The sequence below is a fragment of the Novosphingobium sp. PASSN1 genome (assembly GCF_002278815.1).
In genome coordinates this window covers 94,192-108,997 of record NZ_NKIS01000015.1, presented here as the reverse complement: position 1 = coordinate 108,997, position 14,806 = coordinate 94,192, and the positions used below count along the sequence as shown (strand labels likewise).

Sequence of the window (14,806 nt, the reverse complement as noted above, 5' to 3'; positions counted from 1 at the left end):
GCTCAATAAAGCCATGTCGATCACTCCAATGTCCCCCGACCAGGCAGCCAGGGGGAAGGTCAGAACATGGGTCACTTCTCAGTGGAAATTATGCGCCTCCCGGGTCAGCTCTCAGTGGAAATCAACATGGTATGAAGGCAAAAAAGCCATAGTGCAGGTATAGCGCGAGATAGAGGCCGGAGACCCCTACGGTCAGTCTGCGGGTTTGCGGGTCCGGCAACGTGGCAGCCTCATCGAGCGTACCAGCAATCTGTGTGGCTATCGACATGCCTTCTCCTCATCCTCTTGCCATCTCCTAACCTTAAATGATATCGATGTCATCACTGGAGTGAATGGCCATGCTGAATCCCGATATCGCCGCCGTAATGGGGGAGCCGCAGCCAATGCCCGCGCTGTCTAACGCGAGCATTGCAGCCATTCGGGCCGGAATGGCTGCAATGGGAGCGGCGCTGCCCGGTGCAGAGTTGGCGCAGGTTCGCGATTTCGATGCCGATGGCGTGCCGGTGCGGTTCTACCGCCCGCAGAGCGAGGTGCTGTTGCCTCTGCTGGTGTTCCTCCATGGCGGGGGCTGGCTATTTGGCGACTTGCAGACGCATGACGCGATGCATCGCATTCTGGCGGACCGCAGCGACTGCGCCGTGCTCGCGGTGGGATATCGTCTTGCGCCGGAACATCCGTTTCCGGCAGGTCTTGAAGACTGCATGGCCGCCTTGGCGTGGGCGCGACGCGAAGCCGCTGCGCTGGGCTGCGATCCTGCGCGCGTTGCTCTTGGAGGCGAGAGCGCGGGCGGCAATCTGGCAGCGGCGCTCACGCTGCGGCTAAAAGATACGGGCGCGGTGCAGCCGCTGTTTCAGCTGCTGGTCCATCCTGTCACCGATCTTTCGTTCGACTTTCCCGCAATGGACGCGGTGCAAGTGCCCGGTCTCACGCGTAGCTATCTCGAAGACGTGCGAGCGTTCTACGTCGGGTCGGAAGACTTTCGCGATCCGGCGATCTCCCCCTTGCGCGCCGTCCGACACGACGGTCTTGCGCAGGCCATCGTGTTGACAGCGAGCGAAGATCCCCTGCGCGATGATGGCGAAGCCTATGCCGCAGCGCTCACCCGCGCCGGGGTGGAAGTGCTGGCCTGCCGCCTGCCCGGACTGCCGCACGGGTTTCTGTTCCTGCCTGCAACAATTCCGGCCATATCGCGCGCGTTCGACTTGATCGCACGGCTGGTCCACCGGTACTTCACGTCGAGCAAAGGGGCAGCGGAGGTGATGAAATCGTGAAGAGCTCCGCCAGCACCGGCGAACGGCCGACCATGGAAAAGGTCGCGGAGCTTGCCGGTGTTTCCAAGATCACAGTTTCGCGCGCGCTGCGCGGCAGCAAGCTGGTCCGCCCCGAAGTGCGTGAGCGGATCGTGCAGGTTGCAGCGGAAGCTGGCTACCGGATGAACCTTGCCGCGCGCAGCTTGCGGACGAAGCGGACCCACACCATCGCGGTGGTTATTGAGCAGCTCCAGCGCGACGACCGGCCAATCACCGACCCGCTGCTGCTCGCGATGATCGGCGGCTTGCTCGAGGTTTTGACGCCTGCCGACTACGCGATGCTTCTCACGACCCACGATCATTTTCTGGGATCAAACGCGATCGGGGCTGACGGGGTGGTCGTGCTGGGGCAGGGCGAAGAAGGGCGCGGCCTTCAGCGCGTCGGCAATTTCGGATTGCCGGTCGTGGCTTGGGGCGAGCCCGTGCCGGGCCTGACTGTGCCGGTTATCGGTAGTGATAATCGCCTTGGTGGACGTCTGGCAGCAGAACATCTCGTCGTAGGCGGGCGCAAGCGCCTCCTATTTCTGGGCGATCCACAGCACCCCGAAGTCGCGGCTCGGCTTGAGGGCGTGCGCGAGGTACTCGCCGCGAGCGAGGCTGCGCTGGCCGGTGTCGTGCCCTGTGCGTTCTCAACCGAAGCGGGCGCCGCGGCGGTTCAGAAGGCGATTGCCGATGGCGTGCGGTTCGACGGACTGATCGCAGTCAGCGATTATATAGCGGCTGGCGCATGCGACACGCTGATTGCGCATGCGATAAGCGTACCGGAGACAGTCGCCGTGGTCGGCTTCGACGATACGCCGATTGCCAGCACCCATCGGCCCTCGATCACTTCGATACGGCAGGATGCCAATGCGGCAGGGCGCGCGCTGGGCGAAGCGATCCTCGCAGTCGTCGACGATCCGGTGGGGCTACCGGCCTGCGGCCCCTTGCCGGTCGAACTGGTCGTGCGAGAAAGCAGCCGCTGAATTCATCTCAGGTGCCTGCCGAAGAAGCGGGACATTGCGGCAAAGGTCTCTCGTGCCTCGGGCAGGGTAGTGGCCATGTGGAAGGCATGGCCCATACCGTCGAATAGAAGCAGTTCTGCCTCCGCTCTTGCAGCTAGCAGGCGGCGGTGCATGGTTGCGACGGAACTGGCAGCGAAGTCGCGCGTGCCGGTAACGAGCAGGCTGGGCGGAAAGTCCGCCAGAACATCCGGGTGGTTGCCGGGGAAAACCAAAGGGTCACGGGCTTCGCAACCGGAGAAGTAGGGAAGCGCGGCCAGATTCGGCGCTGCACTGGCCGGCTCGCCGTTCAGCGGCCCTGCGGACATCGCGGAGTCGCCGGTCATCTCCAACCCGGTTCCACACAGCATGGCGATTGCCCCCGGCAATGGCTTGCCATCCCGGAGCAGCCTTGCGGTCGTCTGGGCCGTCAACACACCACCCGCCGAGCAACCATAGATCCCGATCCGGCTTGGCGGCAGTTCGCGGCATAGGGCATCAAAGACCGCGACGACATCATTGACGGCGGCAGGAAAAACGGCCTCGGGCGCAAGGGCGTATTCGACCGCCACCACCCGCACGCCCAGCTTCGCTGCGACAGGCACTGCCTCGAGCAGCGCGCCAGCGCCGCGGCCCCACATGAAGGCGCCGCCATGCAGGCAGATCAGGGTTCGGTCATCCCTTGCGCCATCCTGCGATGAGATGATGTCGACTGTGACGCTTCCAACGGCGCTTCGTTCGATGGCGACCGGATAGTGTGCCAATGCCGCTTCGAGATGGCGCCGGTTGAACGCATCGTAATGCGCGCGCAGCGCGGCGATGTCGCCGCGAGGAGCTGGCGGCGCATCTGATTCGGTCTTGAAGGCCTCGCGGGCCTCCTCACTGACCCACGGCGCGAAACATTGAGGGTCGATCACACCACCTTGCCCTTGCTACCGATACCAATGCAACATGTTCGGAAATATACCGAAAACACGGTGCAATGCAACAGTGATTGACATCGATATCATTTTTGATCTACCAGTGCTGTATCCGGCAAAAGCCGGCCGTTCAGGAGAGGTTCGGTGATGTCCATGCGTTCTGCCCTTGTCGCTGTGCTGCTGGCCAGTGGCAGCCTTTTGCCCGTCGCCGCCCAGGCGCAAACGGCGGTTCAGTCGACCACCCCGGACGAGGTGGGCTCGGGTGATGGCCTAGGCGACATCGTCGTAACCGCCCGGCGCCGCGAGGAAAACTTGCAGAGTGTGCCGATTGCGGTCACGGCCTTCACATCCGAAACAATCGCGCAGAAGGGCATTACGGATCGCACCTCGCTGGCGGATAACACGCCGTCGCTCTTCACGATCAACGGCGGCTATCCGCGCGAATTTGCCTTCTTCGCCCTGCGCGGTCAGGGTCCGGCTTTCGGTTCGACGCCGGGCGTGGTCAACTACTTCGCCGAAGTCCCCAACAGCGCCAACATCGATGGGCGCGTCGGGACCTACTACGATCTCGCCAATGTGCAGGTGCTGGCCGGCCCGCAGGGCACGCTGTTCGGCAAGAACGCGACTGGCGGCAACATCCTTTTTGAACCGGTGAAACCCGGCAATGCGCTAAGCGGGTACATCAAGGCCGAGTATGGCAACTATAACAACCGCCGCGCGGAAGGGGCGATCAATCTCCCCATCGTGACCGACAAGGTCCTTCTGCGCATCGCAGGTTCGATTGGCCGCCGCGACGGCTACACCAAGGATGTCGGGCCCTTCTTCGCAGGTAGGGACTACGACAACCTTCACTACGACAGCTTCCGGGTCGGCCTCACCCTGCGCCCGACCGAGAAACTCGAGCTTTACACTGTCGGCCGCTATTACCGTTCGAACAACAACGGTGGCGGCACCGTGCTCGGTGCATACAATCCCGCGGCCGGCTTTGATGGCACCGCGTTCGGGCTGGGCTTCATCCCGACCGCGGCGATCTTCCCCGGATTGCTGACCGCAGTCGCCGATCAGCAGGCACGCGGGCCACGCCAGGTCGCTTACGACATGGACCAGTTCTCGCAGACCCGGTACTGGCAGATCCTCAATCAGGCGACGCTGGAACTGAACGATACGCTCAAGCTGCGCAACATCGTAAGCTATTCCGAGTTCCGCAGCCGTTATGCCTATGACTACGACGCCACGGCGTTTCCGGTAGCGGGGCAATCCTCGCGCAAGATCGATGTGCTGGCGCCAAACACCTTTACCGAGGAACTGCAGCTTCAGGGCTCCGCCATGGACAACGCGGTACAGTTCGCGGTGGGCGGCTATCTTGACCGCCTGACGACCAAGAACCCGGCGGGGATCGAGGCCTACACATTCTTTCCACTGGGCGCGCTGGTTCCGGCGATTTCGGGCCTGTTCGACAGCCGCAACCACAGCGAAGCCGTGTTCGGTCAGGCGACGGTCGATCTTGGCAAGCTTTCGGCGGGGCTTGCCGGTCTCAGCCTGACCGGCGGCCTTCGCTACACGTGGGAAAACAGCTTCAGTTCGCAGATCATTGGCACGCCAATTCCGGTTTCGGGTTCGGTTGACAGTCATTATCCGAGCTACACGGTCACGCTCGACTACGACGTTGCCAAGGGCGTCCACACCTACATCACCGCGCGCGATGCCTACAAGTCGGGCGGCGTAAACGGCCCGGTGCCGCAGGGCTCGGAGTTCCGCACGTTCCCGCCGGAGAAGCTGTCTGACATCGAAATCGGCGTGAAATCGCAGTTCGCGATCGGGGACGTCAAAGTCCGCGCCAATCTCGCGGCCTATCGCGGGATCTACCAGAACATCCAGCGCACCACCGCTGAAGCAGTGCAGACCCCGAATGGTGCGCTTCTGCTCAACGTTACCCGCAGCGCGGCGCAGGGCAAGATCCAGGGCATCGAATTCAACGGAGCCGTTGTCCCGGTGAAGGGGCTGACGCTTACCGGCAGCTATTCCTATATCGACGCGAAATACACCAAGGTGGCGAGCGCCAGCGCCGGTGCGATCCTGGCCGGTGCGCCGTTCCCCTATACGCCGAAGCACAAATTCTCGATTGGCGCGGCCTATGAAACGTCGGTCGGCACGCTGGGTGATGTCGCTCTGGCGGTCAACTACAGCCACCAGAGTGAGGTCTCGACGGCGCAGACCAATGCCTCGTTCTATCGGTTCCTGCCTGCCTACGGTGTTCTCAACGCCAACATCGACTTGCACAACGTGGCAGGAAGCGGCCTCGATATCGGCGTCTTTGGCACCAATCTGTCCAATGTGAGCAAGCCCGTCGGCGCTGCAGACTTCTATGCGTCCGCTGCGGGCGTGGTCGGCCTGACCTACACCGAACCGCGCATGTACGGTATCCGCATCGGGTATCGTTTCGGGAACTAGGCCATGGCTCGCACGCAACCACCCTTCGCCGCTACTGTGAGTGCCGAGGCCCAGAAAGCCATGGCGCCGATGCTGAGCGGCGCGGGTGGGCCGGAAGCCGCTGTAAGCCTGCTGCGCAATCCGCTGACCCGCGGCGCCACGCGGCTCGCGGTCACGCAGCAGTGGAAGCCTATCGCCAAGGCGCGAACTGCCCGTTTCGGGGTTGCCGTCAGCAAGGGCCGCATCGCCGGTGTTCCGGTCAAGCATCTGCGCAAAGTCGGCATCGATGCAGAGGCTGATCGGCGGCTGCTTATCAATTTCCACGGCGGCGGCTTCCTGTTCGATGGCGGCTCGCTCAGCGAAACGATCCCGCTTGCCGGGCTCACCGGCATTCCGGCGATGACCGTGTTCTACCGCATGGCGCCGGAGCATCCGTTTCCTGCGGCCGTCGATGATGCACTCGGTGTCTATCGTGCGGTGCTAGAGCAGCGTCCTGCATCGGCGATCGGAGTGTTCGGCACGTCAGCTGGCGCCGTGCTGACGCTGCAACTGCTCGTGCGGATCAAGGCAGAAGGCCTGCCCATGCCCGGGGCGGCCGGTGTATTCTCGGGTGCGGGCGACCTCGAGATCGTTGGCGATTGTGAAGCGTTCCTGCCTCCGATCATCGGAACACGCACTGCGGCGGAAACGCTGAAGGAATATTGCGGCGACACCGCGCTCGGCGATCCGCTGCTCTCGCCGACGCGCGGCGATCTCACAGGGCTGCCGCCGGTAATGCTGATGACCAGCACGCGCGATCAGCTGCTCAGCCACACGATCCTCGCCGATCTTGCGCTGCGCCGCGCAGGCGTTCCGGTTGATTTGCGCGTCTACGAAGGTCTTGCCCATGCCTTCTGGGGCTGGATCGAATGCCCCGAAAGCGAGGTCGCGCTCGCGGCCCAGGCCGACTTTTTCGTCAAGCACCTTGAACGGTAGTCATCGTGTCTCAGTCTGTTCCAACTCCAGCCGAGCTGTTCGGTCCGCTATTCAGCGCGGTGCAGGAACGACGGATCCTTGGCGACGGGAAGGCGTTCGTCGATGCCGTGCCCCGGTGGTCAGTTGCCGATATCATGGCCGCCTTCGACCGCTTCGAAGGTGACGATAGCGCTCTGCGGCAATTCGTGGACACGAATTTCATCCTGCCGCCAAACGTCTCACAGGTCACGGCCACAGCCACCTCATTGCCGCTGCGCGAGCACATCCGGGCGATGTGGCCCGCACTTGCGCGCGATCCCACGCAAAGCGAGGCATCAGCGCTCGCCGTACGGCACCGTCACGTTGTTCCGGGCGGCCGCTTTCGCGAAATCTATTACTGGGACAGCTTCTTCACCATGCTCGGGCTGATCCGGGACGGAGAAATCGAACTGGCCGAGGGCATCGTGAACGCGATGACCGACCTGATTGAAGAACATGGTCATGTGCCCAACGGCGCGCGCACTTACTTCGTCGGAAGATCGCAGCCACCGCTTTTTCACATGATGGTTGCTCTGCTGGACAACAGCGAACCTGCAGTCGCCGCGCGGCGGCTTGCAGCCATGAAGCTTGAGCATGCCTGGTGGATGAGGGGCACCGCTTCGCTTCAGCGGGGCAGCAAGGCAAAGCGCGTCGTCATGCTTTCCGATGGCAGTATCCTCAACCGCTATTGGGACCCGCGCGGTACCCCACGCGACGAAAGCTGGGGTGAAGATGTCGAGACCGCCCGGACCAGTTGCCGGCCAGCCATGGAAGTCTATCGCGACTTGCGCGCGGGCGCGGAGAGCGGCTGGGATTTCTCTTCGAGGTGGCTTGATGGTCCAAGCCTTTCGTCGATCCGCACGACCACACTCGTACCGGTTGATCTCAATGCGTTTCTCTATGGTTTGGAGAAAGCGATTGCATCCAGCGGCGGTGAAGAAGGCGCTATCTATGGCGCATGGGCCGAGGCGCGCCGGACGGCGATGCACCGTCACATGTGGAATGATGTCCTTGGCTGCTTCTGCGATTATGATCTGGTCGCCCAAGCTGTCCGAGCCCAACCTACCGCCGCCGCGCTGGCACCGTTGCTGTCAGGTTTGGCTAGCCAGGACCACGCAGAAGCCACCGCGCGGCTCGTTGCTCATCGGTTGGTTGCACCGGGCGGCCTGAGGACCAGTCTGGTCGTTAGCGGTGAGCAGTGGGATGTGCCCAACGGCTGGGCACCGCTCCAGTGGATGGCAGTCACTGGACTGCGCCGGTTTGGTCAGAATGATCTCGCGAATGCCATAGCCAGACGCTGGATCGGCACAGTCGAATCCGTCTTTGCGGATACCGGCCTGATCTTTGAAAAATATGATATTGAAACGTGCAGCGTGGGGAGTGGCGGCGAATACACGGCCCAGATCGGCTTCGGCTGGACAAACGGCGTGACCGCCGATCTCATCGACAGCCTGTCCGTTTGACGCGCTTGGGGCCGCTTGAGGCCTTATAGGATTCATCGGTTAAGCTGCATTCGCATGGCAGTTCCGGTTGGATCAGAATGGGGTGTCGGCTATTGGCGCGGAACTTGCCATTGAACACATCGCAAGAGAATGACCGTTAGGTCCCAGATGCGGCGTTTTCCGTCCGGCAGCACTCGACCAAATTGACGCCGTTCTGCAGCAACTGGGGCAATGTCTGCCAGTGCTTAAACCAGTCGCAGACATGAACCACAGCATCTGGGCAAAAACATCCCCACGCCTTGATGACGGCTCCCTGCCAGCAGCGAGGAGCCTACGGTTCAGATCCCGGCCTTCTCCCCTCTTCGCCACATAGCAGCCTTGAAAGTATTCTGGACGCCCTATCGAATTGCAGCACCCGCAAAGCCCTTCCTAAGGAGCGTGTTCTGATGGAGCAGAAGGCTTAGGCATAGCGATGAACCCGCAGCATGGGCAGGGTTCGTCGCAGGTTTCTGCGCTCTCACGCAGTGACCAGACCTGCCCGCAGCGCCGGCAGATAAGTGGAAAGAGCATTCGCCAAACCCAGCTCGCAATATTCATGAACCCGCACTCTCGTAAGCCGCGCGGTTCGACGCCACGATCCGGTGCAAAGGCTGCGCTGGCTCTGCCAAGGCAGCACCGATCAGCAGGAGGGCGGGCCCCTGCCCAAGTGCGGCGCGGGCCACGATTGGCAGCAGATCAAGCCGCGTATGGAACAGGCGCTCCTTCGGCAGGCTGGCGGATTCAACCAGCGCCACCGGCGTACTGCCGCGCAGGCCCGCAGCAATAAGCTGACGGGAGACATCAGCCGCCGCCGCCTTGCCCATGTAGACGACCAGTGTTGCATGAGGATCGGCAAGTGCCGCCCAATCGAAATCTAGCGGCTCGTCCGCGCGGGCATGGGCGGTCACGAAGGTCAGCTTGCGTGCCAGCCCGCGCAGCGTGAGCGAGGCGCCAAGGCTGGCCGCTCCCGCGCTGGCCGCTGTCACTCCGGGACATATCCGCACTGGCACGCTGGCGGCACGACATGCACTTAGTTCTTCCGCCGCGCGTCCAAAGATTGCGGGGTCGCCGCCTTTGAGCCGCACCACTCGCTCGCCCGCCAACGCCGCCTGCACGATCAGCTGATCGATCGTGCGCTGATCTTTCGAATGCCGCCCCGATCGCTTGCCGACATGCACGAGCCGTGCGCCCGGTGCGGCCAGTTCGAGCACGCCGGGTCCAACCAGCGCATCGTGGAACACCACGCTGGCAAGGCCGATCAGGCGTTCGGCCTTGCGCGTCAGCAGTTCGGGATCGCCGGGGCCTGCACCGACCAGCCAAACTGTGCCTTCAGGAAAGTCCTTCATTCCGCTGCCTCCGCCAGTGTATCGTGCCATTCGCGCAGCATCCGGGCGATGGCCGGGCGGCAAGATCCGCAATTGGTGCCAGCGCCGCACGCGCTGCCGATTTCGGCTACGCTGCCTGCTCCTTGCCCGGCCGCAGCCATGATCTGCTTCGCGCCGATGCCGTGGCACACGCAGACCACCGAGCCACGATCTGGCGCTGGGGCGCTGGGCCGCGCGGCGAGCAGTTCGGGCAGCGCGGCTTCTGCGGTGGCCAGTTGCGCTGCGATCCATTCGCGCGGCGGAAGCTGGCCGCTGCGCGTGACATGGAGCGCACCGATGAGCACGCCGCCGCCATCCAGCACCGCCAGCCGCCGCATCCCGCGCGCCATGTCTACGGCTTCGGCGCGCGTGCCAAAAGGCAGCAGCCCATCGGCATCCACCGCGCCGTCGCCCGCCAGTTCGTAAAGCCAGCCGCCCGCAATGGCCGAACGGCTCCACCATACCAGCCCTTTGGGCTCCAACGCATCGCGGCGCAGCAGGAACGCGCGCCATTCGCTCGCCACCGGTTCGATCCGGCAGGCGTTATTCTTGAAGCCGGGCTGGCCGGACAGGGGATCGACCAACTGATCGGCAAGCAGGTTTGTGCGCCCGCCGCTGGCCATGGCCCCGGTCCAGTGCATCGGCACGAAGACCTGTCCGCGTGATTGGCCATCGGCGATGCTGGCACGGAATATGGACGCGCCTGATGCCGTCACCACCCGCACCAGCGCGCCGTGGGTAACACCAGCAGCGGCAGCATCTTCGGGGTGCAGCTCGAGCAGCGGCTCGCGCCGGTGCTGCGAAAGCGTGGGCGAGAGGCCGGTGCGGGTCATCGTGTGCCATTGGTCGCGGTAGCGCCCGCAATTCAGCCGCAGCGGATAGGCGGGATCGGCGGCGCGCGTCCGCACTTCGACGGGCACTTGCCGCATCGTGCGCCCTGCCAGCGGATAGCGGCCGCCCCACACGAACGGGGCCATTTCTGCGTACTCCGCGTCGTTGACCCCGGCCTTGTCAGTCAGATCAAGCACTTTGCCATTCTTCACCGAAAGAGCGGTCATCGCGGCATATTCGCGGAACACGCCTGCTGCAGTAGTCCAATCGAACCCGGCAAAGCCCATGCGCTGTGCCACATCGGCGATGATCGCCCAATCCGCGCGCGCTTCGCCCGGTGCATCGAACAGCGCGCGCTGGCGGCTTATCCGGCGTTCGGAGTTGGTTACGGTGCCGTCTTTCTCGCCCCATGCCAGCGCGGGCAGGCGCACGTGGGCGAACCGCGCGGTGTCGGTCTCTGCAATCACGTCCGAGACCACCACCGTCTCGCACCGCGCCAAAGCCTCGCGCACGAAAGCGGCATCAGGCATCGACACGGCGGGATTGGTCGCCATGATCCACAGGAACTTCACGCGGCCATCATGCACGGCGCGGAACAAGTCCACTGCCTTCAATCCAGGCCCTGCGCACAGGCGCGGGGCCTTCCAGAACGCGGTTACATCGGCGCGCTCCGTTTCCGAAAAGCCGAGGTGGCAGGCAAGCATATTGGCGAGGCCGCCCACTTCGCGCCCGCCCATGGCATTGGGCTGCCCGGTCATCGAAAACGGCCCCATGCCGGGCGCGTTGATCCGGCCCATGGCGAGATGCAGGTTGATGATCGCATTGCCCTTGTCGGTCCCTGCAACCGACTGGTTGGCGCCCATGGAGAACACCGTGACCATGCGCGGATGGGCAGCGACCAGATCGGCGAGCCTATCGAACGTGCCGGGATCGATGCCGTGGTCGCATCGCGCAGGATCAGCATCAGCCAATCCGCGCCGCGTCATCTCTGCCAACAGTGCATTGAACAGCGCAACATCGCCGTCCGGCGGCACCCGCACATGCAGATCGGCCTGCTCAGCGGTTTCGGTGCGGCGCGGATCGATCACCACGATCTTCGTGCCCCGCACCTCGCGCGCGGCTTCGATCCGCTGCCAGATCACCGGGTGGCACCACGCGGTGTTTGATCCCACCAGCAGGATGAGGTCTGCCTCGTCGAGATCGTCGTAGGTGACCGGAACAATATCCTCGCCAAACGCTCGGGTGTGCGCCGCCACCGCGCTCGCCATGCACAGGCGGCTATTGGTGTCGATATTGGCGCTGCCGACAAAGCCCTTCATCAGTTTGTTGGCGGCGTAGTAATCCTCGGTCAGCAACTGGCCCGAGACATAGAGCGCCACGCTGTCCGGCCCGTGCGCGGCAATGCAATCGCGCATCTTGCCCGTCACCAGATCGAGCGTTTCGTCCCACCCGGCTTGCCGATCGCCGATCATCGGGTGCAGCAGCCGCCCTTCCAGCCCCACCGTTTCGCCCAGATGCGTGCCTTTCGAACAGAGCTTGCCGAAGTTTGCCGGATGCGTCTCGTCACCCCGAATGGTGACGGAGCGCGCACCCGTCACTTCGGCGCGGATGCCGCAGCCGACGCCGCAATAGGCGCAAGTGGTGCGGATCTCGTTCAAGCTGCGCGCTGCCCCACCACGGCGGAGCGCAGCAGATACATCCGCCCGGCGTCCACCCGCATCGGGATCACGGGCACGCACCCTTTGTCCTCACCCAGCGCCTCGCCGGTTTTCAGCGAGATGTTCCAGTTGTGCAGCGGGCAGGTGACGACATTGTCGTGGACGATGCCTTGCGAAAGCGGCCCCTGCTTGTGCGGGCACTTGTTCACCAGCGCGTAGAATTCATTCTTCTGCGTGCGGAACACCGCGATCTCGTCTGCGCCGACCACCGGCAGGGTGCGCGCGGTGCCGGGGGTGATCTGGTCCACCGGGCCGATATCGAGCCAATCGCCGATCATCGAACAGTCTCCATCTGCAAGGGGCGCACTTCGGCGAGGTGCTGGTGCAGTTCGGCATGTTTGCCTGCCGCGCGTTCGGCCCATGGGTCGTCCTGGCAGAAGGTCTGCGAATGGCGGAACCGTGCGGCAAGGCGCTGGATGCTGGCGGGATCATCGAACAGGGCGGCTTTCACATGATCGAGCCCGACCCGCTCGATCCACGGCGCGGTGCGCTCCAGATAGTGCGCCTGTTCGCGGTAGAGCTGGATGAAGGCAGCGCACACATCCATTGCTTCCGCTTCGGTTGCCACCTTGCAAAGGAGGTCCGTGACGCGAACCTTGATCCCGCCATTGCCGCCAACATGCAGTTCATAGCCGCTGTCCACGCAGACCACGCCGAAGTCCTTGATCGTGGCCTCGGCGCAGTTCCGCGGGCAGCCCGATACCGCGATCTTGAACTTGTGGGGCATCCACGAGCCCCAGGTCATCCGCTCCAGCTTCACACCAAGGCCGGTGGAATCCTGCGTGCCGAAGCGGCACCATTCAGAGCCGACACAGGTTTTCACCGTGCGCAGCGATTTGCCATAGGCATGGCCCGAAACCATGCCCGCCGCATTCAGATCGGCCCAGACGGCAGGCAGATCCTCTTTCTTGATCCCGAAAATATCCAGCCGCTGGCCGCCGGTTACCTTGACCATCGGTGCGTTGTATTTCTCCACCACATCGGCAATCGCGCGCAGCTCGCGCGGGTTCGTCAGGCCGCCCCACATGCGCGGCACAACGGAGTAAGTGCCGTCCTTCTGAATATTGGCGTGAAGCCGTTCGTTCACATAGCGGCTCTTCTGGTCGTCCTCATACGCACCGGGCCAGGCGCAGAGCAGGTAGTAATTGAGCGCGGGGCGGCACGAGGAGCAGCCGTCGGGAGTGGTCCAGTGCAGTTCCTGCATCACCTGAGGGATGGCCTTGAGGCTCTTTTCCGAGATCAGGCGGCGCACGTCGTCGTGGCTGAAGCTGGTGCATTTGCACACGGTCTTCGGCCCGGATTGCACTTCGCCGCCCAGGGTCAGCGCCAGCAAGCTCTCGACCAGTCCTGTACAAGAACCGCAGCTCGCCGATGCCTTGCACGTGCTGCGCACGGCATCGAGGCTGCACGCGCCGGCCTTGATGGTTTCGATCACGCGGGCCTTGGAAACGCCGTTGCAGCCGCAGATTTCTGCGTCATCGGAAAGTGCTGCAACGGCGGCATTAGGGTCCAGCAGGGCGCCTCCCGAAGCGAAGGCCTGCCCGAAGATCAGCGCCTCGCGGATTTCGCTGATGTCCTCGCCCTTTTTCAGCAGATCGAAGTACCAGTTGCCGTCTGCCGTATCGCCATAGAGCACCGCGCCCACGAGCCGGTTTTCCTTCACCACCACACGCTTGTAGATCCCGCGCGCGGCATCGCGCATCACGATGTCCTCGGCCCCGTCGCCCCCCGAAAAGTCGCCTGCGGAAAACAGGTCGATCCCTGAAACCTTGAGCTTGGTGGAGGTGACCGAGCCGGTGTAGCCCGAAGGCGCATCGGTCGCGGCATCAGCCAGCGCGCGGCACATGTCCCACAGCGGCGCGACAAGGCCGTAGCAGGCCCCCCGGTGCTGCACGCATTCGCCCACCGCCATGATGGCGGGGTCGCTCGTCACCATGTGGTCGTCCACCACCACGCCGCGTTCAACTTCGAGTCCTGCCGCCTTGGCGAGTGCGGTGGAAGGCCGGATGCCCACCGCCATGACCACGATATCGGCGGCAAATTCGCTGCCGTCCCTCAGCTTCACACCGCACACCCGGCCATCGCGGCCCAGTATCTCACCCGTATCGCCGCCAGTCACGATAGTCTGGCCGCGCCGTTCCAGTTCGGTGCGGAGGAGGTATCCCGCAGCTTCATCAAGCTGGCGCTCCATCAGCGTGGGCATCAGGTGAACGACAGTGACCTGCATCCCGCGCAAGCTGAGGCCGTGCGCTGCCTCCAGCCCGAGCAGGCCGCCACCAATCACCACGGCAGACCCGCCGGTTTCGGCAGCGGCCAGCATCTTGTCCACATCATCCAGATCGCGGAACGTGACCACGCCCGCCAGATCCTTGCCCGGCACCGGAATGATGAACGGGTCTGAGCCCGTGGCGATCAGCAGGCGGTCATAGGGTTCCACCCGGCCAGACTTGCTCACCACGGTCTGCGTCGCGCGGTCGATCGCGACGACCGGATCGCCCGAAACCAGCGTGATCGCGTTGTCGGCGTACCAATTCTCGCCGTTGATGACGATGTCCGCGAACGCCTTCTCCCCGGCAAGCACGGGCGAGAGCATGATGCGGTTGTAGTTTACGCGCGGTTCGGCGCCGAAGATGGTCACATCGTAGCGCGCCGGATCGCGCGCGAGGATTTCCTCCACCGCGCGGCATCCGGCCATGCCGTTGCCGATCACCACCAGCCGTTCCTTCACGGCGGCGCTGCGGCCATTGTCCATCACTGTCAAAGGGGCGTTCACGCGCGT

11 protein-coding genes are annotated in these 14,806 nt (G+C 63.7%); 5 read left to right on the top strand and 6 right to left on the bottom strand.

Annotated features, from left to right (window positions below; genetic code table 11):
- Nucleotides 1-121 precede the first annotated feature (121 nt).
- The gene (locus CFE35_RS20050; RefSeq protein WP_292933346.1) at nucleotides 122-268 is read right to left on the bottom strand and encodes a hypothetical protein; all 147 of its coding nucleotides are present in this window, start codon (nucleotides 266-268) and stop codon (nucleotides 122-124) included.
- Nucleotides 269-428: 160 nt separating this feature from the next.
- Between CFE35_RS20050 and CFE35_RS20045 the strand changes: the two genes are divergently transcribed.
- Nucleotides 429-1,271, top strand: a complete 843-nt coding sequence (locus CFE35_RS20045) for an alpha/beta hydrolase (protein WP_292933344.1) — start codon at nucleotides 429-431, stop codon at nucleotides 1,269-1,271.
- The gene (locus tag CFE35_RS20040) at nucleotides 1,268-2,275 is read left to right on the top strand and encodes a LacI family DNA-binding transcriptional regulator (RefSeq protein ID WP_292933342.1); all 1,008 of its coding nucleotides are present in this window, start codon (nucleotides 1,268-1,270) and stop codon (nucleotides 2,273-2,275) included. The genes CFE35_RS20045 and CFE35_RS20040 overlap by 4 nt, the downstream gene beginning before the upstream one ends.
- Nucleotides 2,276-2,277: 2 nt before the next feature.
- Here the strand turns inward: CFE35_RS20040 and CFE35_RS20035 are convergent, their stop codons facing one another.
- Nucleotides 2,278-3,207, bottom strand: coding sequence for an alpha/beta hydrolase (locus tag CFE35_RS20035; protein ID WP_292933340.1), 930 nt, complete (start codon nucleotides 3,205-3,207; stop codon nucleotides 2,278-2,280).
- Between the two features lie 150 nt (nucleotides 3,208-3,357).
- On the opposite strand from CFE35_RS20035, the gene CFE35_RS20030 reads away from it, so the two are divergent.
- Genes CFE35_RS20030 through treF form a run of 3 tightly spaced genes read left to right on the top strand, consistent with a single transcriptional unit; the run spans nucleotide 3,358 to nucleotide 8,096 of the window.
- A complete protein-coding gene (locus tag CFE35_RS20030; protein WP_292933338.1) occupies nucleotides 3,358-5,661 on the top strand; it encodes a TonB-dependent receptor in 2,304 nt (767 codons plus the stop codon).
- Between the two features lie 3 nt (nucleotides 5,662-5,664).
- Nucleotides 5,665-6,615: an alpha/beta hydrolase fold domain-containing protein gene (locus tag CFE35_RS20025; protein WP_292933336.1), complete on the top strand. Its 951-nt coding sequence runs from the start codon at nucleotides 5,665-5,667 to the stop codon at nucleotides 6,613-6,615.
- 5 nt (nucleotides 6,616-6,620) lie between these two features.
- A complete protein-coding gene (treF, locus tag CFE35_RS20020) occupies nucleotides 6,621-8,096 on the top strand; it encodes an alpha,alpha-trehalase TreF (RefSeq protein ID WP_292933334.1) in 1,476 nt (491 codons plus the stop codon).
- A 572-nt stretch (nucleotides 8,097-8,668) separates the two neighbouring features.
- On the opposite strand, the gene cobA is transcribed toward treF, so the two are convergent.
- The 4 genes from cobA to nirB are packed head-to-tail and all read right to left on the bottom strand — an operon-like array spanning nucleotide 8,669 to nucleotide 14,779.
- Complete coding sequence (gene cobA / locus CFE35_RS20015; protein WP_292933332.1) at nucleotides 8,669-9,460, bottom strand: uroporphyrinogen-III C-methyltransferase; 792 nt, start codon at nucleotides 9,458-9,460, stop codon at nucleotides 8,669-8,671.
- The gene (locus CFE35_RS20010) at nucleotides 9,457-11,967 is read right to left on the bottom strand and encodes a molybdopterin-dependent oxidoreductase (RefSeq protein ID WP_292933330.1); all 2,511 of its coding nucleotides are present in this window, start codon (nucleotides 11,965-11,967) and stop codon (nucleotides 9,457-9,459) included. The genes cobA and CFE35_RS20010 overlap by 4 nt, the downstream gene beginning before the upstream one ends.
- Nucleotides 11,964-12,305 (bottom strand): nitrite reductase small subunit NirD, encoded by a 342-nt coding sequence (gene nirD / locus CFE35_RS20005; RefSeq protein ID WP_292933328.1) that lies wholly within the window; start codon nucleotides 12,303-12,305, stop codon nucleotides 11,964-11,966. The genes CFE35_RS20010 and nirD overlap by 4 nt, the downstream gene beginning before the upstream one ends.
- The gene (nirB, locus tag CFE35_RS20000; protein WP_292933350.1) at nucleotides 12,302-14,779 is read right to left on the bottom strand and encodes a nitrite reductase large subunit NirB; all 2,478 of its coding nucleotides are present in this window, start codon (nucleotides 14,777-14,779) and stop codon (nucleotides 12,302-12,304) included. Before nirB ends, nirD begins: the two co-directional genes overlap by 4 nt.
- Nucleotides 14,780-14,806 lie beyond the last annotated feature (27 nt).